Source organism: Novosphingobium sp. GV079 (genome assembly GCF_003058045.1).
Lineage (GTDB): Bacteria > Pseudomonadota > Alphaproteobacteria > Sphingomonadales > Sphingomonadaceae > Novosphingobium > Novosphingobium capsulatum.
Map to the genome: position 1 here is coordinate 152,313 of NZ_QBUE01000003.1, position 20,137 is coordinate 172,449.

Sequence of the window (20,137 nt, forward strand, 5' to 3'; positions counted from 1 at the left end):
CAATGTCCGTTCTCACCCGTCTTGCAGCGCCGCTGGCGCTGACCCTCGCGTGCGCCCCGCTTCCGGCGCTGGCCCAAATCGCCACTGTCCCCGGCGCCGTCAACGATGGCCCGATCACCGCCGCCTCGCCCGATGGCAGCCTGGTGCTGACTGTGGCGATCGATGGCGATGGCCGCCCCACCTACAGCCTGTCGCGCAAGGGCAAGCTCCTGATCGGCGCGTCGTCGCTCGGCTTCATCCTCACCGACGGCCCCACCATGGTGCGCGGCAACCACATCATCGGCAGCGAAGCCAGCAAGCCCGCGCCCAGCACCTGGGAACAGCCCTGGGGCGAGCGCCGTTACGTCACCGACAACCACACCGAGCTGCTGGTCAAGTTCAAGCAGGTGCCCGAATGGGGCGGCCGAGAAATGAACGTGCGCTTCCGCCTGTTCAACGACGGCTTTGGCCTGCGCTATGAACTGCCGACGCAAGCCGCGATGACGACGATGAAGATCGCCGACGAGCTGACCGAGTTCAACCTGGCGCAGAACGGCACGGCCTGGTGGATTCCCGGTGGCGAGTGGAATCGCTATGAACAGGTCTATCAAAAGACCCCGATCGATGGCGTTTCGACTGCGCACACCCCGATCACCATGAAGCTGGCCGATGGCACGCACCTGGCGTTCCACGAAGCCGCGCTGGTCGATTATTCGGCGATGTGGTTCAAGCGGATCGACGGCACCAGCTTCCGCTCCACCCTGTCGCCCAATCCGGGCGGGCCCAAAGTCACACGTGACCTGCCGTTCAACACCCCCTGGCGCACGATCCGCATTGCCGATAACGCCGCCGGCCTGGTTGAAAACGATCTGGAGCTGAACCTCAACGAGCCCAACAAGCTGGGCGATGTCAGCTGGGTCAAGCCGATGAAGTACATCGGCATCTGGTGGGGCATGATCCGCGGCGACTGGACCTGGGCGGAAGGGCCCAACCACGGCGCCACCACGGCCCGCACCAAGCAATACATCGATTTCGCCGCCAAGAACGGCTTTGGCGGCGTGCTGGTCGAAGGCTGGGACAAGGGCTGGAACGGCAACTGGTTCGGCAATGGCAAGGATTTCAGCTATACCCAGGCGACGCCCGATTTCGATATCAAGGCCGTTACCGACTATGCCCGCAAGAAGGGCGTGGAACTGATCGGCCACCACGAAACCGGCGGCAACATCGCCAATTACGAAGCCCAGCTTGACGATGCGATGAAGATGTATGCCGCACTCGGCGTCCATTCGGTCAAGACCGGCTATGTCGCCGACGCTGGCGGCATCCGCGCGCCCGGTGCCACGCCCGATACCTATGCCATGGCCTATCATGATGGCCAGCGGCAGGTGGAACACCATCTGAAGGTGGTGGAAACGGCCGCCAAGTATCACATCGCCATCGATGCCCACGAACCCGTGAAGGATACCGGCCTGCGCCGCACCTATCCCAACTGGATCGACCGCGAAGGCGCGCGCGGCATGGAATACAACGCCTGGGGCCAGTTCGCCAACGGGCCGAGCCATGAGCCGACGCTGGTCTATACCCGCATGCTCTCAGGCCCGATGGACTTCACGCCGGGCGTACTGAGCCTGGAAGGCGCCAAGCATGCGCCGCTGGCGTCCACCCTGGCCAAGCAGCTTGGCCTGTACCTGGCGATCTATTCGCCGATCCAGATGGCGGCCGATTTCATCGAAACGCTGGCCGCCCATCCCAAGGAACTGGCCTTCATCCGCCAGGTGCCGGCCGATTGGTCGGAAAGCCACCTGATCGCAGGCGAAGTGGGCGAATACGCGATCTTTGCGCGCAAGGACCGCAAGAGCGACGACTGGTACGCCGGCGGCGTCAACGATGCCACCGCGCGCACCGTGACGCTGCATTTCGACATGCTCGATCCGGGCAAGACCTACACCGCCACGATCTACAAGGACGGCGAAGGCGCGACCTATGAAACCGACGCGCGCCACAAGATCGCCTATGACACCAAGACCGTGAAAAAGGGCGACACCCTCGACCTGTGGCTGGCGCCGGGCGGCGGCGCCGCCATCCGCCTGCATCCCGGCAAGTAAACGCCGCACAAAAAGCCCTCTCCCTTTCGGGGGAGAGGGTTGGGTGTGGGGGATGCTGGGCGCAGGGTTTGAAGACGGGCTCCCGTCCCCCCGTGCTTGACACGGGGCTTGGCTTTCCTTGCCGCCTTGCGTTTGGCATGCTGGCAAAATGGAAAAGGGCGGCTGGGTCTATATCATGGCGAACCGCTATCGAGGCGGAATTTATGTTGGCGTCACGTCGGATTTGATCCGACGCGTTTTGCAGCATCGCGATGGTCGTGGCTCGATCCACGTAAGAGACTTTGACAAGACAAAGCTGGTCTACGCCGAGCGCCACGAGGAAATCGAACCCGCCATTGCCCGTGAGAAACTGGTTAAAAAATGGCGTCGGGAATGGAAATTCGCGTTGATCGAGGCAAACAATCCCGATTGGCTAGATCTCTGGGATCAATGGTATCCCTCGGCAGCGCGCCAAGGCGAGATCGCAAAGTAGCCAAGCCCCGTGTCGAGCACGGGGCGACGAGAAATGCTGGGTGCATACAGCCGTGCTGTCGTGCAAAGAGTGCGTTAGCGCCCCTGAGACCGCAGATAGGCAATCACGTCTGCCCGGTTGAGCGGGTCGGAAATGCCACCGAACATCATCGCGGTGTGCGGCACCACCGCCTGCGGGTTCTTCAGCCAGGCATCGAGCGTGGCATCGTCCCACTTGCCGCCGGCATCGCGCAACGCGGCGGAATAGCCGAAGCTGGGGCGGTTTCGGCCCATTTGCTGGCCATAGACGCCATGCAGGTTGGGCCCGGCCATATCCGGCGCGCCGGCATCAAACGTATGGCAGGCCTTGCACGCAGCGGCCTTGCGATCCCCGATCTGCGGATCGGCCACCTTCATCAGCGCCGCCAGCGATGGGTTGGCGCCCGCCTTGGCCAGGCGTGCATCGTGTGTCTTGTCCCCGCCACAGGCAGAAACGGCAAGCGCAGCAAGCGCGACGGCAACAAGGCGGGTGCGGATCATGGCGATCGTCTAGTCAGCCCAGGCGCACGGCACGATATGGCAATTTGTCCCGCGTCGGGCAGTTGCACAAATTGCATTGCGCGCGGCGACGCCCCAAAAAAATGCACAAGGCAGCGTCCACCGCACACAAAATGGCCAGCGCAACGCGGTGGAACTGCATTCGACAGCGACGCGAGACATGATTCGTCAGTGGCGCAGCGACAGGCCGACTCGCTCCATTCGGCGATAGAACGTGGCGCGGCCGATGCCGAGCAGGCGCGCGGCGCTGCTCACGTTGCCGCCGGCCCGTGCCAGCGCCTGGCGCAGCACCGCGCGATCGCCGTCGTCAAAGCTGGCGGGCTGGCCATCGCCGAGGAACTCACCCAGAGGACGCGGGCAGATCGCCGTGCCCGAACCCAGGCGGAAATGCTGCCGCGCTGCCCGTGTGGCACCGATAACCAGATCGTCGCGGTCCACCGCCAGCAGGGCATGCCCGCGGGCGGTCGGATCGGTGCCGGCCAGCACGATGCGGGCATCGGCATAGCGGCGACAGAACAGGTCGCGCTCGATATGGCGGGCGGCGTCCTGCACCAGCGCGGCGATCAGCGCGGCCATCGCGCGATCATGGTCGCCGCGCGCCGATGAGATGTCGAGCGCGGCGATAAGCCGCCCCTCGGCATCGAAAATCGGCGCATCCATGCAGCTTACGCCCACGTTGCGGCTGGCAAAGTGTTCGTCGCGGTGGATCGTCACGGCGCGACCCTCCACCAGGCAGGTGCCGATGCCATTGGTGCCCTGGGCGGCCTCGGCCCAAGATGCCCCGGGCGCCAGGCCCAGTTCCTCGAACCGGCTGGCGTCAGCATCACCCGCCCGCCAATCCAGCACGACACCGCCAGTATCGGCAATCAGCACGCAGGCGCCTGCCAGGCCCACGCTGCCAAACAGCCGATCGAGCACAGGCGCCGCCACGGCCAGCAATTCGCCATTGCCGGCGCGCAGGGCCTTGAGTTCGGCCCCGCCCAGCCGCTCTGCCACGCTGCGCGGCGCGGCAGGATCAAGCCCATGGTGCAGTGCCGATCGGCACCACGATGCCGCCACCGCCGAAACCGCCGCGCGCGAGGATTGCACCGCATTCAACACCCGTGCGGCGTGATCGGGATCAGGTTCGAGACTGGGTTGCAAAGCGGCCATGGCCTGTGCCTCTCCATCGGCTGTGGCGCCGCATCGTGGTGCGCCTGCTGCAGACGCGGGCCGGCGCCGGCGTTTGTGCGGCATGGCTCCTCGTGCGGCGGTTTTATCTGGCTCCATTGCTTCCATTTGCAAGGCATTTTGGTCCTTGCCCATTGGCCATTCGGCCGATGAAAAATCCTCATGTGCATTTGCGCAATTCATCGGCAAGAAGGCGCAAGCCGCAACGAATGGAGCAATCCCTTGCAAACCCGCAAACTTGGCACGACCGGCCTTGATGTCAGCCTGATCTGCCTGGGCACGATGACGTATGGGTCGCAGAACACGGAAGCAGAGGCGCACGCGCAGCTCGATTACGCGATCGATCATGGTGTCAATTTCATCGACACGGCCGAAGCCTATCCGGTCACGCCGTTCCACAACGACACGATCGGCCGCACCGAGGAATATATCGGCACCTGGCTGGCCCAGCCCGGCAAGCGCGAGAAGGTGATCCTTGCCACCAAGGTGGCTGGCCCGGCGCGCGACATGGTGCGCAAGTTCCGTGGCGGCGACAACAAGCTCGATCGCCGCAATATCCTCTCGGCGATCGACGGCAGCCTGGCACGCCTGCGCACCGACCATATCGATCTCTACCAGGTGCACTGGCCCGAACGCCATGTGCCGATGTTCGGCGCGCGCGGGCTGGCGCAGGTGCAGGACCGAGAGGATCTGACCCCGCTGGAGGAAACGCTCGATACGCTGGGGGAACTGGTCAAGGCCGGCAAAGTGCGCCACATCGGGGTGTCGAATGAAACGGCATGGGGTGTGGGTGAGTATCTTCGTCTCTCGCGGGACAAGGGCCTGCCGCGCGTGGCCTCGATCCAGAATGCCTACAACCTGGTCAATCGCCTGTTCGAAGGCAGCCTGGCCGAAGTGGCGCTGCGCGAAAACGTGCCGCTGCTGGCCTATTCGCCGCTGGCAGCGGGCAATCTCACCGGCAAGTATCTGGGCGGGGTGATTCCCCCTGGATCGCGGCGCGACGTGGCCAACCAGTTCACCCGCTACGACACGCTCAATGCCAACGCTGCGATCGCGCGCTATGTCGCCATCGCCCATGCCTTTGGCCTCGATCCCGCCACCCTGGCGCTGGCCTATGTCAACAGCCGCCCGTTCGTGGCAGCGAACATCATTGGCGCCACCACGCCGGAACAGCTGGCGCTGGCCGTGGCCAGTGCCGATGTGACGCTGCCGCCCGAAGCACTGGCCGCGATCGAGGCGGTGCACGCCGTGCTGCCCGATCCCTGCCCGTGACACAAAAAGAAAGGGGGCCGTTTCCGCCCCCCTTTCCCTCTACCGTGGATGGTCTGCGCCCCGATCGCTGGCGACCGTCGCAGACCTGGGGACCGCCCCGGCCGCCGCATCGGCGTGGCCCGGGCGATCGCGCCAGGATCAAGCCTTAGAGCTTGCCGTCCGAAGCGTTGTTCATGTCGTTCGACACGAGGTTGAAAGTGTTGCCAAGCGAGTTGCCCAGCGCGCCCATGGCGGTGATGGCGGCAACAGCGATGAGAGCAGCGATCAGGCCGTATTCGATGGCGGTGGCGCCTTCGGTGTCCTTGATGAGCTTGCGGAAGAAGGTCATGTCCAAGTCTCCTGTTTGAGTAACCCCGCTGCTCTTTTGGCAAACTCCCCCTAACCAATGGTAAATGGCCTACGCATTTTTGCGTAGCTGAACCGGCCGAAACACTAACTTTCGGTCAGTAATAGCCTTAATTTTTTGAAAAGGGGTTCTCAGCCGCGAAGCCAGCACAGCCTGTGCACGGTTACCCCAAACCGTGCACAGGCCTGGCCCGGCCGATCACGGCCGTTCCGCTGGCGCCTTAGAGGTGACCGTCAGAGGCGTTGTTCATGTCGTTCGACACGAAATTGAACGTGTTGGACAGCGAGTTGCCGAGCGTCCCCATGGCGGTGATCGCGGCAACGGAGATGAGGGCGGCAATCAGGCCATATTCGATGGCGGTGGCGCCTTCGGTGTCGGTAATCAGCTGGCGGAAAAAGGTCATATCCAAGTCTCCTGTTTCCGGCCCCCTGCCGCGTTTTTGGCAAAAGCATCCTAAGCAATGGTAAATGATTGTCGCAACCTGCTGTATCCGTGCGGATAAAACCACTTCAACCTGACATTTTGATGGTTAACGGGTCCCGCGCGTGACAGTCATGCAAAACAAAAGGGGCCGAATCGCCCCTTTTGCGTCCATCCGTGGCAAGGCGCCTGTGTCTTCAGCCGCGCCCGCGATAGCCCGGCACGCCCTGGTCGGGCAGCCACAGGGCTGCGGGTGGCGGGCCGGATTGCCAGAACACATCGATCGGAATGCCGCCGCGCGGATACCAGTAACCGCCGATGCGCAGCCACTGCGGCTTCATCTCGTCGAACAGGCGCTGGCCAATGCCCACGGTCACGTCTTCATGAAAGCCGTTATGGTTGCGGAACGCGCCGAGGAAGAGCTTGAGCGACTTGGATTCGACGATGGTTTCGCCCGGCGCATAGTCGATCACCAGGTGGGCAAAATCGGGCTGGCCGGTGACCGGGCACAGCGAGGTGAATTCCGGCGCGGCAAAGCGCACGAGATAGAGCGTGCCGCTACGCGGATTGGGCACATAGTCCAGCACCGCTTCCTCGGGCGATGCCGGCAGGGCGCTGGTCTGGCCCAGGTGCAGCGGGGCCGGATGGCCGGAAGCCGGACGATGGGGATCTGACATGGCGGGAAAATCCTTTCTGTTGCGCGCGCCATGCACCGAAACCCGGCGATGACGCAACCCGGCGGCTTGCGCCCTCCCGTTCAGGCACTATTCAACGCCATCCGGCCGTATCCGGCCAGTGCGACACATCATGAAACGAGGCAGTTCAGGCCAGGCCATGCGCGGCATTTTCCTCTCACGTTCATCGGCAACCGGATCACCGCGCGCCGCCCTGCTGGCGTCGGCCCTATCGGCATCGGCCCTGCTCATCGCGGCACCGGCTGCTTTGGTCCCGGCACAGGCCCAGGCCCAAACGGCGGCGGCTACGGGCCAACCGGCCACCACCCAGCCGATTACCCCGGCCGTGCCCGCGCCCACGCTGCCCACGCTCAATTCTCCCAGCTCTGCCCCGGTGATCAAGCCGGCGGCCCCGGCGGGATCGAACCTGCTGCCCACAGCGCCAACCACCGCGCCCACAGTCATCACCTTGCCACAGGCCAAGCCCAGCCGCGCCGCGGCCACGCCCACGCGCCGGCCTGCCACACGCGCAGAAACCCCCGCGGCAGCGGCAGCGCCAGCACCAGCCCCCCGCCTCGTCCCCCTGCCGCAGGACACCGCAACGCCCAGTGCCACGCCGTCTCCCGCAGCCAGCCCGACGCCCGATCTGCCGCCAGCAACCCCGCTGCCCGATGCCAGCACCACCAGCGAACCGGCGCCGCTTGCCAGCGACACGCCCGCACCGGACACCGGCGCAAGCAGCAGCGAAAACGCCTGGTGGCCCTGGGCCGCCGGGATCGCCGCGCTGGCCGTGGTGATCGTGCTGTTTGCCCGGCGCCGGCGCCGCGCGGCCGACACCACGGCGCCCGAACCGGTAATCGAGGCACCAGTGCCGGTTGCGCCGCCGCCCGCGCCTTATCGCCCAGCGCCGCGTCCCGCGCCGGCGGCGCCGGTGGAAATGCCGCCCAGCGATCTTGCCGCTACTGGCCTGCCGCGCGGGCTGGATGTGGCGCTTCACGCTGACCGCCTCAGCGCCACGCTGGTCAATGCCACGCTGTCATGCCGGCTGGTGCTGACCAACCATGCGCCCCACGCGCTGACCGACCTCGCCCTGTCGGGAGACATGACTTCGGCCCATGCCTCGCGCCCGATGGACGAGCAGTTGGGTCTGGCCGGGCCGGAACTGCCGCCGCTGCGCACGATTGCCCGGCTCGAGCCGGGTCAGAGCGTGACGGTGCCGGCCGAAATGCGCCTGCCGCTGTCCACCATCCTGACGATTCGCGCCGGCGCCGCGCAGTTGTTCGTGCCGATCGTGCGCGCCGGCGTCTGGGCCACCCAGGAAAACGATGGCGGCGCGGCCCATGCCCATGCCGCGTTCCTGGTCGGCCAGCCGGCGACGCCGGGCGATCCGGCCGCGCGGCTGCAACCCTTCCGCCTCGATCAGGGGCCACGCGTATTCGAAACGCTCGATCAGCGGCCCATGCCCCTGCCTGCGCTGTGACAGGCTGCGGCGAAAAGTGAAACGAAACGGGGCGTCGATTGGCTATTTTTGCAATCGACGCCATCGCCCCGCAGGATTAAGTTCAGCGTCCAAAATCAACCCGCGCCAGACGGGTCGCACGCAGGCAGGAGAAATTCATGGAACCGCTGGTCTCCACCCAATGGCTCGCCAACGAGATGGGTGCGAGCGATCTGCGCATCGTCGATGCCAGTTGCTTTTTGCCCGAACACAAGCGCGATGCCGCGCTGGAGTATGAGGCGTGCCACATTCCCGGCACTGTCTTCATGGATCTGGGCAACTTGGTGGACAACGCCACTGGCCTGCCCAACACGCTGCCCCCGGCGGAAAAGTTCGCCAGCCGCATGCAAAGCCTGGGCCTGGGCGATGGCAGCCGCATCGTGCTCTACGATGACAGCCCGATCAAATCGTCCACCCGTGCCTGGTTCCTGCTGACGCTGTTCGGCGCACAGAACGTGGCGCTGCTCGATGGCGGGATCGCCAAGTGGAAGGCCGAAGGGCGCCCCTGCGCCCAAGGGCGCGAAACCCTGCGCCACCGCCATTTCACCGCGTGGAGCGACTTGAGCGCGCTGCGTTCCAAGGCGCAAGTGCTCGACAACCTTTCCAGCCATGCCGAACAACTGGTCGATGCGCGCGGCGCCGGCCGCTTTACCGGCGACGTCAAGGAAACCAACCCGGCGCTCGCGAGCGGCCACATTCCCGGCGCGCGCAACGTGCCCTATGCCAGCCTGTTCGCTGCTGACGGCACCTGGAAAAAGGCCGATGGCCTGCGCGCCGCATTTGCCGATGCGGGTGTTGATCTCGATCGCCCGGTGATCGCCAGCTGCGGTTCGGGGATGACGGCCAATGTCGTGATCTTTGCCCTGCACCTGCTCGGCAAGACCGACGTGGCGCTTTATGATGGCAGTTGGAGTGAGTGGGGCGCCGATCCCGCCACGCCCAAGGAAACCGGCCCGGCCACCTGCCTGGTAGATTGACCGCGTAGATTGATCGCGTTGGATTGATCTGCCGGGCGCGGCGCATCTGTTTGCGGGCTTTCGGAAACGGCGCATCTGTGCTTTGCACGCGGGCATGACTGCCCCTTCCGACAAGCCGCTCAAGACCGCCACCCGCATCGTTGCCGCCGGGCGCCGGCCGGAATGGACCGGCACGCCCGGCCAGCCCGGCGCGGTCGTCAACCCGCCGGTGTGGCGCGCCAGCACGCACCTCTATCCCGATATGGCTGCCCTCCGCGGCCACCCCGGCAACGCCGACGGGCATTTCTATTACGGCCGGCGCGGTGCGCCCACGCAATGGGCCCTGGCCGAAGCATTGACCGGGCTGGAACCGGGCGCAGAGGGCGGCGGCACCGTGCTTTATCCCTCGGGCGTCAGCGCGATATGCGGCGCGCTGCTCACCGTGCTGCGGCCGGGCGACACGCTGCTGCTCACCGACAATGCCTATGAGCCCAGCCGCGCCATGGCGCGCGGCCTGCTGGCCGATTTCGGCGTGAAGACGATCTGGTTCGATCCCATGGACACCGCCGCCTTTGCCGCGCTGTGTCCTGGCGCCAAGGCCGTGTTGCTGGAAGCGCCGGGCAGCCTGACCATGGAAGTGCCAGACATGCCCGCGCTGATCGGCGCGGCCAAGGCACACGGTCTGGCCGTGCTGGTGGACAATACCTGGGCTTCGCCGCTCGGCTTTGCGCCCTTGGCCCATGGCGCGGATATCAGCATCATGTCGCTGACCAAACACGTCAGCGGCCATTCCGACGTGGTGATGGGCAGCGCCACGGCCGGCGCGCACTGGTATGGCAAGCTGCGCCTGCGCAGCCAGAACCTGGGCCTGGTGGTTTCGCCAGACGATGCCGCGATCATGCTGCGCGGCCTGCGCACCATGGCGCTGCGCCTCGATACCGCGACCGCTGCCGCGCTGCGCGTGGCGCAATGGCTCGACACCCGGCCCGAAGTGGCGCGCGTGCTGTGCCCGATGCTGCCGGGATCGCCCGGCCACGATCACTGGTGCCGCGATTTCACCGGCGGCTGCGGGCTGTTCAGCTTCGTGCTCAAGGGCGGCACGGCCAAGGCACGCGATGCCTTGATCGATGCGCTGGCTCTGTTCGGCATCGGCTACAGCTTTGGCGGTTTTGAAAGCCTGGCCACGCCCGTCGATCCCGCCGCGATCCGCACCGCCAGCCCCTGGCCCCGGCCCGACATGGACGCGGCCGATCGCTTTGCCGTGCGCCTGGCCATCGGGCTGGAAGACGCCGATGACCTGATTGCCGATCTGGAACAGGCGCTGGCTGCTTGGGCAGCGGCACGATGAGCAGCTGGGTCAGCCACAAGACGCATCGCCAGGTCGGCGATTTCCTCCAGTCGCTCGACGATCTCGGGTTTGACGTCGGGCACTATCACATCTCGGTGTTCAACGCCGGCAAGATGGTGCTGGTGGTCTTTGCCATGTTCATGCTGGCCCGGCTGGGCAGCCGGCTGGCCCGCTATTTCTTTGCCCGCGCCACCAGTCTCGATCCGGTGCAGCAGGTGCTGGGCGAAAAGATCGTCTCGCTCATGGTCTGGGCGCTGGCGTTCTTCATGGGCATCGACCTTCTCGGGATCAATTTCACCGCGCTGACGGTATTTTCCGGTGCCTTTGGCCTGGCCATCGGCTTTGGCCTGCAAAAGACCTTCGGCAACCTGATCGCCGGCCTGATCCTGCTGATGGATCGGTCGATCAAGCCCGGAGACGTCATCGCGATCAACGATGGCAAGGGCAGCACCGTGGGCCAGGTGCGCAAGATCGGCATCCGCGCGGTGTCGGTGGCCACGCGTGACAACCGCGAATACCTGATTCCCAACGAAATCCTCATGACCACCCAGGTCGAAAACTGGTCCTATTCCAACACCCAGATCGTGCTGACCATCCCGGTCAGCGTGGCCTATGGCACCGATATCGACATGGCGGAAAAGCTGATGCTGCAGGCCGCCCGCGCCGCGCCGCGCGTGCTGAGCGATCCCGGGCCATCGGTGGCGATGACCGCGCTGGGTGCCAGCGGCATCGACATGGCGATCTACGTGACGATCGAAGATCCGCAGGATGGCACCGGCAACGTGCGCAGCCAGGTGCTGCGCGCGTTGTGGCAGCTGTTTCAGGAACACGGCGTGGAAGTGCCCTATCCGCAGCAGGAAGTGCGCCTGCGCGATACCGCCGGCCTGCGCGCGGTGCTGGGCGCCGGCCCGGCGTCAGAGCCAGACGTGCCGCACCGCCCGCAGTGATGCCCCGCCGCTGCGGCGCGGCCACTTGGGCCGAGCGATCCGCTGCGACAGATAGATGCCGCCATGGCCCGAGGCGAGATAGCCCGCCACACACGCCACGATCAGCACCGGGGCAGCATCGATCCCGAACAGCTCCAGCCCCATCACCGCGCAGGCCACCGGCGTGTTGGCCGCCGCGCCGAACAGCGCCACCATGCCCACTGCGGCAGCGAGTGGCACCGGCAGGCCGAGCACGAGCGACAGCGCACTGCCCAGACCGGCGCCGATGAAGAAAAGCGGGGTCACTTCCCCACCCTTGAACCCAGCGCTGAGCGTGGCGACGGTGAACACCAGCTTGATCAGCCAGCTCCACCGATCAGGGCCAGCCACGAAAAAGCCCGGCAGCGTGGGCGCGCCGGGATGGGCCGACAGCACACCCAGCCCGAGATAGTCCTGCGTGCCAAAGGCAAAGGTCAGGGCGATAACCAGCACGCCGCCGATCACCGGCCGCGCCAGCGGATTGGCAACGAAACGCTTGTAGAGATCGGCCACGCCGTGGTTCGCCTCGGCAAACAGGCGCGCGACCACGCCGCTGGCAAGGCCGAGCAACGCGGCCTTGGCCAAGAGCGCGGCAAAACCCGCGGGATCGGTCTGTGGCAGGCTGACATGGGGATAGAGCGTGTGGTGCGCGCCCCACAGCCGGCAGCCGAAATCACCCACCAGCGCCGCTACCAGGCACGGCACCAGTGCTGCCAGGTCGAGCCCGCCCAGCGCCAGCACCTCGATCGCGAACACCGCACCGGCCAGCGGCGTGCCGAACACCGCGCCAAAGCCGGCCGCCACCCCGCCCATCAGCAGCAGGCGCCGGGCCTTGCCGGTCAGGCCCAGGCGATCGACCAGGCCATGGGCCAGGCTGCCACCCAGTTGTACTGCGGTGCCTTCGCGCCCGGCCGATCCGCCGAACAGATGCGTGGCCACTGTGCCGATCAGCACGAGCGGCGCCATGGCCAGCGGCACCCCGCCGCCGGGCTCGTGAATTTCATCGAGGATCAGGTTGTTGCCGCCCTCTGCCCGCGCGCCAAAGCGGCGATAGAGCCAGGCCACGGCAAGGCCACACAGCGGCAGGCCATAAAGCAGCCAGGGCGCGGCAAAGCGCAGCCGCGTGACCGCATCGAGTGACCAGAGAAAGCCGGCGCAAGCCGTGCCCACGGCAAGCGCCATGGCCAGGAGCGCCAGCACGAAGCGGATGCGGGCCGGCGTGACGAACGAACGGGTGAAAAAAGCGCGCACGATTCCTCCTGTTGCATGTGCCCGGTCGGGCAGCTTGGTTTCAGGTAGGAATCATCAGCCCTGGCGCCGTTTGGCGCGGCAGGCGGTTCGGCAAAATGCCCGGCGGAAATCCATCGCCTTGGCCGCGCCTATGCCGTGCGCGGCGGGTTCCGTCAAGATTGCGGAATTACGCCCCGCCCATGGCGCCGCGCACGTCAACCTGGCCGCCGTTGTTGATGATGCGGCCACCGACCAGGCCCTTGACCGTCACGCGGGCTCCCTGCTCCACGATCAGGTCTCCACCGATCATGCCGGCGATGGTGACATCGGCGCCAGCCGCGACAGTAGCATTGCCGCCGATCATGCCGCGAAACGTGCGCTTGCCTTCCAGGCGATAATCGCCGCCAATGGTGGTGCCGTTCGCCGCTGCATCGGGCGTGCCATCATGGTGGCATCCGGCCAGCGCGCCGCCCATGGCCATCAGCAAAGCCAGCGGCAGGGCATGGCGGGGAACGAGCATCGGCGTGGCTTCCTTGGGTCAGCGTAAAGAAGCACCCTGCCCGGATCATCCGATCGATACACCGGCCGTTCGATCAACCGCTGCCCTCACCCGATAGACGCCGCAGCCGGGGCAAGAGTAATACCAACCTGAACGGTTTCCAACCCATGAGGACGCCTTCTGGCGGCCTTTGGCAAGGCGCATCCGCCGGCGTGATGTGGGGCATCATGCCAAGGATGCAACGCAGTCCGAAGGTCGCCAGAAGGCGCCCGCAGGGTTGCGCTCCCCCGTCCGCTGGACTTTGTCGCGACCTTGCAACGATGCGCCCACATCGCCGCTGCGGCCGCTCCTTGCCAGCGAACGGGGGAGCGCAATCCTCATGGGTTGGAAACCGTGCAGGTTGGTATAAGTCGGCAGGGGCCATCAAGGCCCCTGCCGCGATCATCACCAGCGGTGACCCCAGCCACGATGCCAGTAATGGTGGTATCCCCAATAGGGACGACCACCCCAATAGCCATGGCCGTAATAGCCGCCAAAGACTGGGCGTTCGACCACGACCGTGCGCCCCATGGGATAGCAGCGGCCATCATAGGCGCGATACCATCCGCCACCACAACCATCGCGCGCCATCGCCGGCGCCGCAGTGGCGAGTGCAGCCGTGGCGATCGCCACGCTCAGCAGGATCTTTTTCATATCGACCTCACTTATCGTTGCTGCAGGCTGTTCATCCTTGCCTGACATTACTTGAACGATGGCGGCCGGTGTTTCCGTCTGTCGGTTCGTCGCAAATTTAGACCAACAAGCCAGTCATCGGCCGGGGCGCGCCGGCCAGCGGAAACAGGCGCCGCGCCACTTGCGCCGGATCGAGCGCGAGGCTTTCGGCGGCAACGCCGGCCAGCAGCGCGTCAAGCTGGCTGGTGGGTGCCAGATCGCGCCCTTCATAGAGCTGGCCATTGCCCAGCCCCGGCCAATCGGCCACCACGCGCCCGCCTTTGACGCCGCCGCCCAGCACCCAGGCGACCGAGGCCGTGCCATGATCGGTGCCGCCCGTGCCATTGGCCGCGGCAGTGCGGCCAAACTCGGTGGCGACCAGCACGGTGGTTTGCGCCCAGGCCGGGCCCATCCCGTCGCGCAGCGCCGCCAGCAATGTATCCAGCCCGCGCAACTGCGTGGCCAGCCGGCCGTCCTGCCCGCTGTGCGTATCCCATCCTTCGGTTTCCAGCATGGCGATGCGCGGGCCGTGCGGCTTGGTCAGGAACGTGGCGGTCAGCTTGCCCAGCGAGGCGGGGTCTTGCCGCGCGCCGCTGCCCTGGGCGAGCTTGCGGGTATCGAGCGCCGCGCTCCAGGCTGCCTGCAATTGCCGGTCTGGCGCATAGAGCGCGCCCACCCGCGTCATCAGATCGTCGGTCGGGCCGGGCAGCCCCGACGGCGCATAGGATGTAACCTGCACCGGCCCGCGCAGCGCTGGCGGCACGGTGGACGCGATCGCGATCGCCGCATCGCTCGCGCGGGGCAGCATGGCCACCAGGCGATTGAGCCAGCCATCGCGTGCCTGGTAGGGCTGGCTGCCTCCGGTCTCCAGCACGTTCTGCCCATCGAAATGCGAGCGGTCGCGATAGGGTGAGGCCACCGCATGCACAAACAGCGCCTGGCCACGGGCATACATCGCCGCCGTTTCCTTGAGCGCGGGATGCAGGGCAAAGGTGCCGTCCAGCCGCGTCGCCGCCGCCGGATCGATCGCCAGCGCGCCACGCAGCCGGGCATAGCCGGGATCGGCATAGGGCACGACGATGTTGAGGCCATCGGCCGCACCACGCTGGATCACGAAGACAAAGCGGCGTTCGGTCTCGGCTGCAGCCAGGACCATGCCCGGTGCCACGAGCAGGCTGCCGGCAGCACCGCCGGCAAGGTGAAGAAAGTTTCGGCGATGGAGCATGGTTACCTCCGCAGGAAATCGGGCGAGACGAGCATCAGCGCCAGCGCGCTGGCCGGGCTTTCGGCATGGGCGATCTGTTCGGCCGTTGCCGCAGACAGCCCGCCGGGCAGCACTTGCGGCGCACGCTGGCGGGCATCGATCTGCGCGGCGCGGGGGCCAGCCAAGCGCTGGGCAAATTCCACCCGCCGCATCAGCGCATCAGGCGCGATCCAGCTGGCGGCCGTATCGTCCCACCCGGCGGGAGAGCCCGGCTTCCACACCGGCTGGCCCAGTTGCTGGGTGATCGTGGCCACCTGCAGCGTGCCGATGTCTCCCACCCCCAGCGCGCGCAACGACGATATCGTCCACTCCCACGGTGTCTTGGCCTTGAGTGGGCGCGGCTCCCACGGTTCGGGGCTGGCCACCAGCGCGCGATAGAGCGTGGGCAAATCGCCGCGGCTGCGGGCAAAGGCATCGGCCAGCCGATCGACCAGCGCCTGGGGCGGCACGTCGCCGGCAAAGTGGCGGGCCAGCTTGGTGGCGACATGGCTGGCCGTGGCCGGCGCATGGGCCAGATCGACCAAGACGGCGCGCGCCTGGTCCACCCCGCTCTGGGCATAGGTCTTGCCCACGATCGTGCGGGTGCCGGGTTCGTGCTGTTGGGGATGGAACGCGAAATCGCCCGGCGCATCATCGTTGATCCCGCCCACGGTCCACCCCGTCAGCGCGCGGGCAAATTCGGTGACGTCAGCCTGGCTATAACCGCTGCGCACGCCCAGGGTATGCAGTTCCATGATCTCGCGTGCCAGGTTCTCATTGAGGCCGCGCTGACGATCGGCGCCACCCTTGGCGCGCGCCCGCAGCGCCGCCGGGCTGTTGGGCCCGATCGACTGGTTCTGGTTGAGATAGAGCAGCATCGCCGGGTGGCGCTCTACCGCCAGCAGCATGTCTTCAAAGCGGCCCAGCACATGGGGGCGGATGGCGTCCCGTTCAAACGAGGCGGCCAGCGCGGTGACCGGCAGGTTGTCGACCGACACGCAGAAATGGTTGGACCAGAAATGCACCAGCCGCTCCACGAACGGCGCCTGCGTTTCCAGCGCGCTTTGCGCCCGCGCCTGCACGCCCTGGCGATAGAGCGCATGGATATCTTCGCCCAGATCGCGGCGGGCCTGCTTCTGCTCTGGCGTGCGCGCCGGCTTTCCCGCCATCGGCACCGTGGCAGCGATGACCGGGCCAGCCGGCAGCGGGGTTGTGGCTACAGGAACTGGTGCTGGGGCCGGCGCTGCGGCACGGGCCTGGCGCAAGGCCCGCTGCTGTTCCTGATAGGCAGAAAGCAGCGCGCGGGCGTCGGCCAGCGCGGCCCAGGCCGGCGGCGTGACATCGAAGTGATCGAACTGCGCGATCAACCAGCCGTGCGGATCGGCGAGCGCCGCCGCGCTTGCGGCATCGGGCGTAGCGCCCAAGCCAAAGCGGTTGAGCGCAATTGCGGCAGGAGACAGGGGTTGTTCCGAGACCATGGCAAAGCCCTTTGAAACGGAAACCCTTTTTTCCGTTCCTTCGTCGCGGGCTTGAACGCAGCGACCGGCCGATTCCGTCGCTGGCGATGTAACGCAGCTTATTTCCCGCTCTTGGGCTCCAGCCGATCGGCGATACGGTTGCGATCGGCCTGCGGCAGGCCGGCCACATAGGGCACCACCTGCATTTCCACGTGGGCGCGCACCATGGCATCGCCCGCGCGCAGGCGTTCAAGCTGGGCCAGCAGCGCCGGCTGATCCACCACCGGCGCGCGCAGCAGCGCGGCGATCTGGCGGCGCAGCGCGCGGTTGCCATCCACCTGCGGGCGCACCTCTGCGCGCGCCTGGCGCACCACCTGGCGCAGGCCACGGCGCTGTTCGGGCGCGAGTTCCGCCCCCGGCACGCGCAAGGCGCCCATGCCGATCGCCGGATGCTGGTTGTGCATGCTCCACCAAGCCGCACCCGCGCCCGCCAGCAGAAAGGCGTTGAGCAGGATCGAGCCGGCCAGCAGCACACGCAAGCGCGGGGATGCCTTCATCCTTCTTCCCCCGCGCTTTCAAACACGCTGGCGTCCAGCCGTGGCGCCACGCGCTCTGGCCCGATCACCACCGCAGCGCCGAGCCCGGCCACGGCCCCGGCCAGCACCGTGCCCACGCCGATCGCCGACCACCACAGCCGCGCCCGCACGATCCAGCCGCGCCGCCGCCGTGCCACCATGCGCTGGCGCAAGGCCGGCGTGGGTGGCGCCACCGTCCAGGCAGCCAGTTTAAAGTCCAGCGCCTCGGCCTGGGCCAGCGCTTGCGCACAAGCGGGATCGGCTGCAGCCAGGTGCCAGCCCGCGGTACGCAGCTCTGCGGGCCAGCGGTCGATCCCGCCATAGGCCTGCGCCAGCGCGGCAAAGCGCTCCGGGCTCATCGGTTCAGTCATGATCGGCCCCTTCCTCTTGCGCAAAGCGCTGCCGCAACGCGCGGCGGCCGCGCGACAGCAGGCTTTCCAATGCCTCCACGCTCACCCCCAGCACGGCGGCCGCCTCGATATTGCCCAGTTCCTGGTAATGGACCAGCACGATGGCTTCGCGCTGACGCTCGGGCAAGGCCGCCACCGCATCGGCCACCGCGCGCGATTGGGCTTGCGCGGCCAGCGCCGCATCGGCCAGCGGCGCGGTATCGGCCTGCTCGGGCGGCTCTGCCACCACCACGCCGCGCCGCCGCCGCATCCGATCGCGACACAGGTTGAGCGTGACGAGATGCAGCCAGGTATCGAACCGCGCCTGCCCCGGCCGCCACCGCCCTGCCTGTCGCCAGGCCCGCACGAACACTTCCTGCGCCACGTCCTCGGCCTCGTGCCGATCGTGCAGCAGGCGGCTGGCCAAGGCCAGCAGGCGCGGCAGCTTGGCCCCGACGAACTGGCGCACCGCGCCATCCTCGCCCTGGGCCATGCGCGCCAGCAATGCGGCGTCGGGATCTGCCTCGCTCAAGCCAGGGCCTCGCAGGCCGGTGTCCCGAAGATGGTGGGCACGGCGGCATCAGCCTCAGGACGGGTTTTGCTGCCCGTCACCCTGCATGCCGTGGTCGCCCATGCCTTCCTGGCCACCGGCACCACCGCGCATGCCGCCACCCCGCATGCCTTCACCGGGCCGCATGCGCTCGTCTGGCGTCAACACGCCATCGCCATTGCGGTCCATGCGGTTGAAGCGCTCGGTCAGGGCAGCGGTGATTTCCGCCTTGTCGAGATAGCCATCGCCATTGCTGTCCATGCGCGTGAACTGCCGGTCGGGGTCGCCCCGGCCGGCCATCATCGCGGTCAGTTCCGCCTTGCTCACGCGGCCATCGCCGTCGGTATCGGCGGCCATGATCCGCCCCATCTGCCGCGCGACAAAGGCATCGCGGGTCACGCCCTGGCCAGCAGGTGGCGGGGATTGGGTGGTGTCCTGCGCCAAGGCCGGCATCGCCGGGGTGAGCGCCAGGAACAGGGATGCCAAGCCAAGTGTTTTCATAAGACCTCCATCGAGCCTGGCCCTTTAACGGGGCATGACGCGAATTCCGTCGCACCCCGCTGCAAATGCCGAAGAGGAAGCAAGAATGGTCGCGCTAAAGCTGACCTAGCCCCCGCCCAATCGATTCTCGCTGGCACGATGGCGCCGCTGCGCCCACATGCCCCAGCATGAGTCATGCCCCCCTCCCCGGAACCGTGTTTCTGGTCGGCGCCGGCCCCGGCGATCCCGACCTGCTGACGCTGCGCGCCGCACGCCTGCTAATGAAGGCCAAGGTCGTGGTCCACGATGGCCTGGTCGATCCGGCCGTGCTGGCCATGGCCCCGCGCGGCGCCCGCTTCGTGTCGGTGGCCAAGCAGCGCGCGCGCCACACCATGCGGCAGGAAGACATCAACGCCCTGCTCGTGGCAGAAGCGCTGGCCGGGCACGATGTCGTGCGCCTGAAGGGCGGCGATCCGTTCATTTTCGGCCGCGGCGGCGAAGAGGCCGAGGCCTGCCACGCCGCCGGTGTGCCGGTGCAAGTGGTGCCTGGGGTGAGCGCGGCACTGGGCGCGGCTGCTTCAGCGCAGATCCCGCTGACTCACCGCGAGAATGCCTCGATCGTCTCGTTCGTGGCCGGGCAGTGCAAGGGCCTTGCCGACCAGAACTGGGCGGGCCTGGCTGGCGTTGGCCGCACCCTGGTGATCTACATGGGCGTGGCCACCGCCGCCGCCATCGCCGAAAAGCTGATGGCCGATGGCCTGGCGCCAACCATGCCGGTGGCAGTGATCGAAAATGCCTCGCGCCCGCAGATGCGCGTGGTAAGGGGCGCGCTGGCGGGGCTGGCCGACCTGGTCGAGCGCGAACGCATCAAGAGTCCGGCACTGATCGTCATCGGCGAAGTGACCGCACGGGGAGACATCATGGAATTGCAAGCGGTTGTGGAGGCAGCCCGATGAGCGAGAAGATCAAGATCATCACGGGTAACGACTTGCGCACGGGTGACGTGATCTGGTGGACCGGCGAAGGCTGGTCGCGCCATGTCGACAATGCCGTGGCGGTAACCCACGATGCCGACGCGATTATCGCGCGTGAAAACGCCAAGCAGGTGGTGACCGACACGCACGTGATCGATGCCGTCGCCGCCGATGGCACCGTGCGCCCGGCGCACATCAAGGACCGCATCCGCGCGCTGGGGCCCACTGTGCGCCTCGATCTTTCGCTCAAGCCTGCCGATCCGCAGGCCGGCAGCTGGGTAATCTGAC

At 66.8% G+C, this 20,137-nt stretch carries 23 protein-coding genes and 1 riboswitch; of the genes, 9 read left to right on the plus strand and 14 right to left on the minus strand.

Going from position 1 to position 20,137, the window contains the following annotated elements; all coding sequences use genetic code 11:
• Positions 1 to 2 precede the first annotated feature (2 nt).
• Together C8K14_RS04510 and C8K14_RS04515 are read left to right on the plus strand one after the other, a co-directional pair.
• Complete coding sequence (locus C8K14_RS04510) at positions 3 to 2,084, plus strand: glycoside hydrolase family 97 protein (RefSeq protein ID WP_107715847.1); 2,082 nt, start codon at positions 3 to 5, stop codon at positions 2,082 to 2,084.
• A gap of 148 nt (positions 2,085 to 2,232) precedes the next feature.
• Entirely contained in the window at positions 2,233 to 2,556 is a 324-nt protein-coding gene (locus tag C8K14_RS04515) for a GIY-YIG nuclease family protein (protein WP_107715848.1), read from the plus strand.
• A gap of 74 nt (positions 2,557 to 2,630) precedes the next feature.
• Here the strand turns inward: C8K14_RS04515 and C8K14_RS04520 are convergent, their stop codons facing one another.
• Positions 2,631 to 3,074, minus strand: a complete 444-nt coding sequence (locus C8K14_RS04520; RefSeq protein WP_107715849.1) for a cytochrome c family protein — start codon at positions 3,072 to 3,074, stop codon at positions 2,631 to 2,633.
• A 186-nt stretch (positions 3,075 to 3,260) separates the two neighbouring features.
• Positions 3,261 to 4,244, minus strand: coding sequence for a GAF domain-containing protein (locus tag C8K14_RS04525; protein WP_107715850.1), 984 nt, complete (start codon positions 4,242 to 4,244; stop codon positions 3,261 to 3,263).
• A 240-nt stretch (positions 4,245 to 4,484) separates the two neighbouring features.
• On the opposite strand from C8K14_RS04525, the gene C8K14_RS04530 reads away from it, so the two are divergent.
• Positions 4,485 to 5,534, plus strand: a complete 1,050-nt coding sequence (locus C8K14_RS04530) for an aldo/keto reductase (RefSeq protein WP_028658478.1) — start codon at positions 4,485 to 4,487, stop codon at positions 5,532 to 5,534.
• Positions 5,535 to 5,679: 145 nt separating this feature from the next.
• On the opposite strand, the gene C8K14_RS04535 is transcribed toward C8K14_RS04530, so the two are convergent.
• From C8K14_RS04535 to queF, 3 genes are all read right to left on the minus strand, one after another.
• A complete protein-coding gene (locus C8K14_RS04535) occupies positions 5,680 to 5,862 on the minus strand; it encodes a Flp family type IVb pilin (RefSeq protein ID WP_054130878.1) in 183 nt (60 codons plus the stop codon).
• Positions 5,863 to 6,100: 238 nt separating this feature from the next.
• The gene (locus C8K14_RS04540; RefSeq protein WP_022678626.1) at positions 6,101 to 6,283 is read right to left on the minus strand and encodes a Flp family type IVb pilin; all 183 of its coding nucleotides are present in this window, start codon (positions 6,281 to 6,283) and stop codon (positions 6,101 to 6,103) included.
• 214 nt (positions 6,284 to 6,497) lie between these two features.
• Positions 6,498 to 6,977: a preQ(1) synthase gene (gene queF, locus C8K14_RS04545; protein ID WP_028658479.1), complete on the minus strand. Its 480-nt coding sequence runs from the start codon at positions 6,975 to 6,977 to the stop codon at positions 6,498 to 6,500.
• A 130-nt stretch (positions 6,978 to 7,107) separates the two neighbouring features.
• Between queF and C8K14_RS04550 the strand changes: the two genes are divergently transcribed.
• From C8K14_RS04550 to C8K14_RS04565, 4 genes are all read left to right on the plus strand, one after another.
• Positions 7,108 to 8,454, plus strand: a complete 1,347-nt coding sequence (locus C8K14_RS04550; RefSeq protein WP_133726935.1) for a hypothetical protein — start codon at positions 7,108 to 7,110, stop codon at positions 8,452 to 8,454.
• Positions 8,455 to 8,591: 137 nt separating this feature from the next.
• The gene (gene sseA, locus C8K14_RS04555; RefSeq protein WP_107715852.1) at positions 8,592 to 9,449 is read left to right on the plus strand and encodes a 3-mercaptopyruvate sulfurtransferase; all 858 of its coding nucleotides are present in this window, start codon (positions 8,592 to 8,594) and stop codon (positions 9,447 to 9,449) included.
• A 94-nt stretch (positions 9,450 to 9,543) separates the two neighbouring features.
• Positions 9,544 to 10,776 (plus strand): cystathionine beta-lyase, encoded by a 1,233-nt coding sequence (metC, locus tag C8K14_RS04560; RefSeq protein ID WP_107715853.1) that lies wholly within the window; start codon positions 9,544 to 9,546, stop codon positions 10,774 to 10,776.
• Positions 10,773 to 11,723: a mechanosensitive ion channel family protein gene (locus C8K14_RS04565; protein ID WP_054130568.1), complete on the plus strand. Its 951-nt coding sequence runs from the start codon at positions 10,773 to 10,775 to the stop codon at positions 11,721 to 11,723. The genes metC and C8K14_RS04565 overlap by 4 nt, the downstream gene beginning before the upstream one ends.
• Here the strand turns inward: C8K14_RS04565 and C8K14_RS04570 are convergent.
• The 9 genes from C8K14_RS04570 to C8K14_RS04610 form a co-directional block, all read right to left on the minus strand.
• Positions 11,691 to 12,992, minus strand: a complete 1,302-nt coding sequence (locus tag C8K14_RS04570) for a chloride channel protein (protein ID WP_233250902.1) — start codon at positions 12,990 to 12,992, stop codon at positions 11,691 to 11,693. The two genes, C8K14_RS04565 and C8K14_RS04570, sit on opposite strands and share 33 nt — an antisense overlap.
• 38 nt (positions 12,993 to 13,030) lie before the next feature.
• Positions 13,031 to 13,119: riboswitch (Fluoride riboswitch) on the minus strand.
• Positions 13,120 to 13,158: 39 nt separating this feature from the next.
• Positions 13,159 to 13,491 (minus strand): hypothetical protein, encoded by a 333-nt coding sequence (locus C8K14_RS04575; RefSeq protein ID WP_107715854.1) that lies wholly within the window; start codon positions 13,489 to 13,491, stop codon positions 13,159 to 13,161.
• A gap of 423 nt (positions 13,492 to 13,914) precedes the next feature.
• Entirely contained in the window at positions 13,915 to 14,163 is a 249-nt protein-coding gene (locus tag C8K14_RS04580; protein ID WP_022677932.1) for a GCG_CRPN prefix-to-repeats domain-containing protein, read from the minus strand.
• 97 nt (positions 14,164 to 14,260) lie between these two features.
• Positions 14,261 to 15,406: a DUF1501 domain-containing protein gene (locus tag C8K14_RS04585; protein WP_022677933.1), complete on the minus strand. Its 1,146-nt coding sequence runs from the start codon at positions 15,404 to 15,406 to the stop codon at positions 14,261 to 14,263.
• 2 nt (positions 15,407 to 15,408) lie between these two features.
• A complete protein-coding gene (locus C8K14_RS04590; RefSeq protein WP_107715855.1) occupies positions 15,409 to 16,902 on the minus strand; it encodes a DUF1800 family protein in 1,494 nt (497 codons plus the stop codon).
• Between the two features lie 98 nt (positions 16,903 to 17,000).
• Positions 17,001 to 17,438 (minus strand): periplasmic heavy metal sensor, encoded by a 438-nt coding sequence (locus C8K14_RS04595; RefSeq protein WP_054130572.1) that lies wholly within the window; start codon positions 17,436 to 17,438, stop codon positions 17,001 to 17,003.
• Entirely contained in the window at positions 17,435 to 17,827 is a 393-nt protein-coding gene (locus C8K14_RS04600; RefSeq protein WP_133726759.1) for a hypothetical protein, read from the minus strand. The genes C8K14_RS04595 and C8K14_RS04600 overlap by 4 nt, the downstream gene beginning before the upstream one ends.
• Positions 17,820 to 18,377, minus strand: coding sequence for an RNA polymerase sigma factor (locus C8K14_RS04605; RefSeq protein ID WP_107715856.1), 558 nt, complete (start codon positions 18,375 to 18,377; stop codon positions 17,820 to 17,822). The genes C8K14_RS04600 and C8K14_RS04605 overlap by 8 nt, the downstream gene beginning before the upstream one ends.
• 54 nt (positions 18,378 to 18,431) lie before the next feature.
• Entirely contained in the window at positions 18,432 to 18,896 is a 465-nt protein-coding gene (locus tag C8K14_RS04610; protein ID WP_054130574.1) for an EF-hand domain-containing protein, read from the minus strand.
• A gap of 167 nt (positions 18,897 to 19,063) precedes the next feature.
• On the opposite strand from C8K14_RS04610, the gene cobA reads away from it, so the two are divergent.
• Entirely contained in the window at positions 19,064 to 19,831 is a 768-nt protein-coding gene (gene cobA, locus C8K14_RS04615; protein WP_107715857.1) for a uroporphyrinogen-III C-methyltransferase, read from the plus strand.
• An 8-nt stretch (positions 19,832 to 19,839) separates the two neighbouring features.
• Positions 19,840 to 20,136, plus strand: coding sequence for a DUF2849 domain-containing protein (locus tag C8K14_RS04620; RefSeq protein ID WP_107716008.1), 297 nt, complete (start codon positions 19,840 to 19,842; stop codon positions 20,134 to 20,136).
• Position 20,137: the final 1 nt, after the last annotated feature.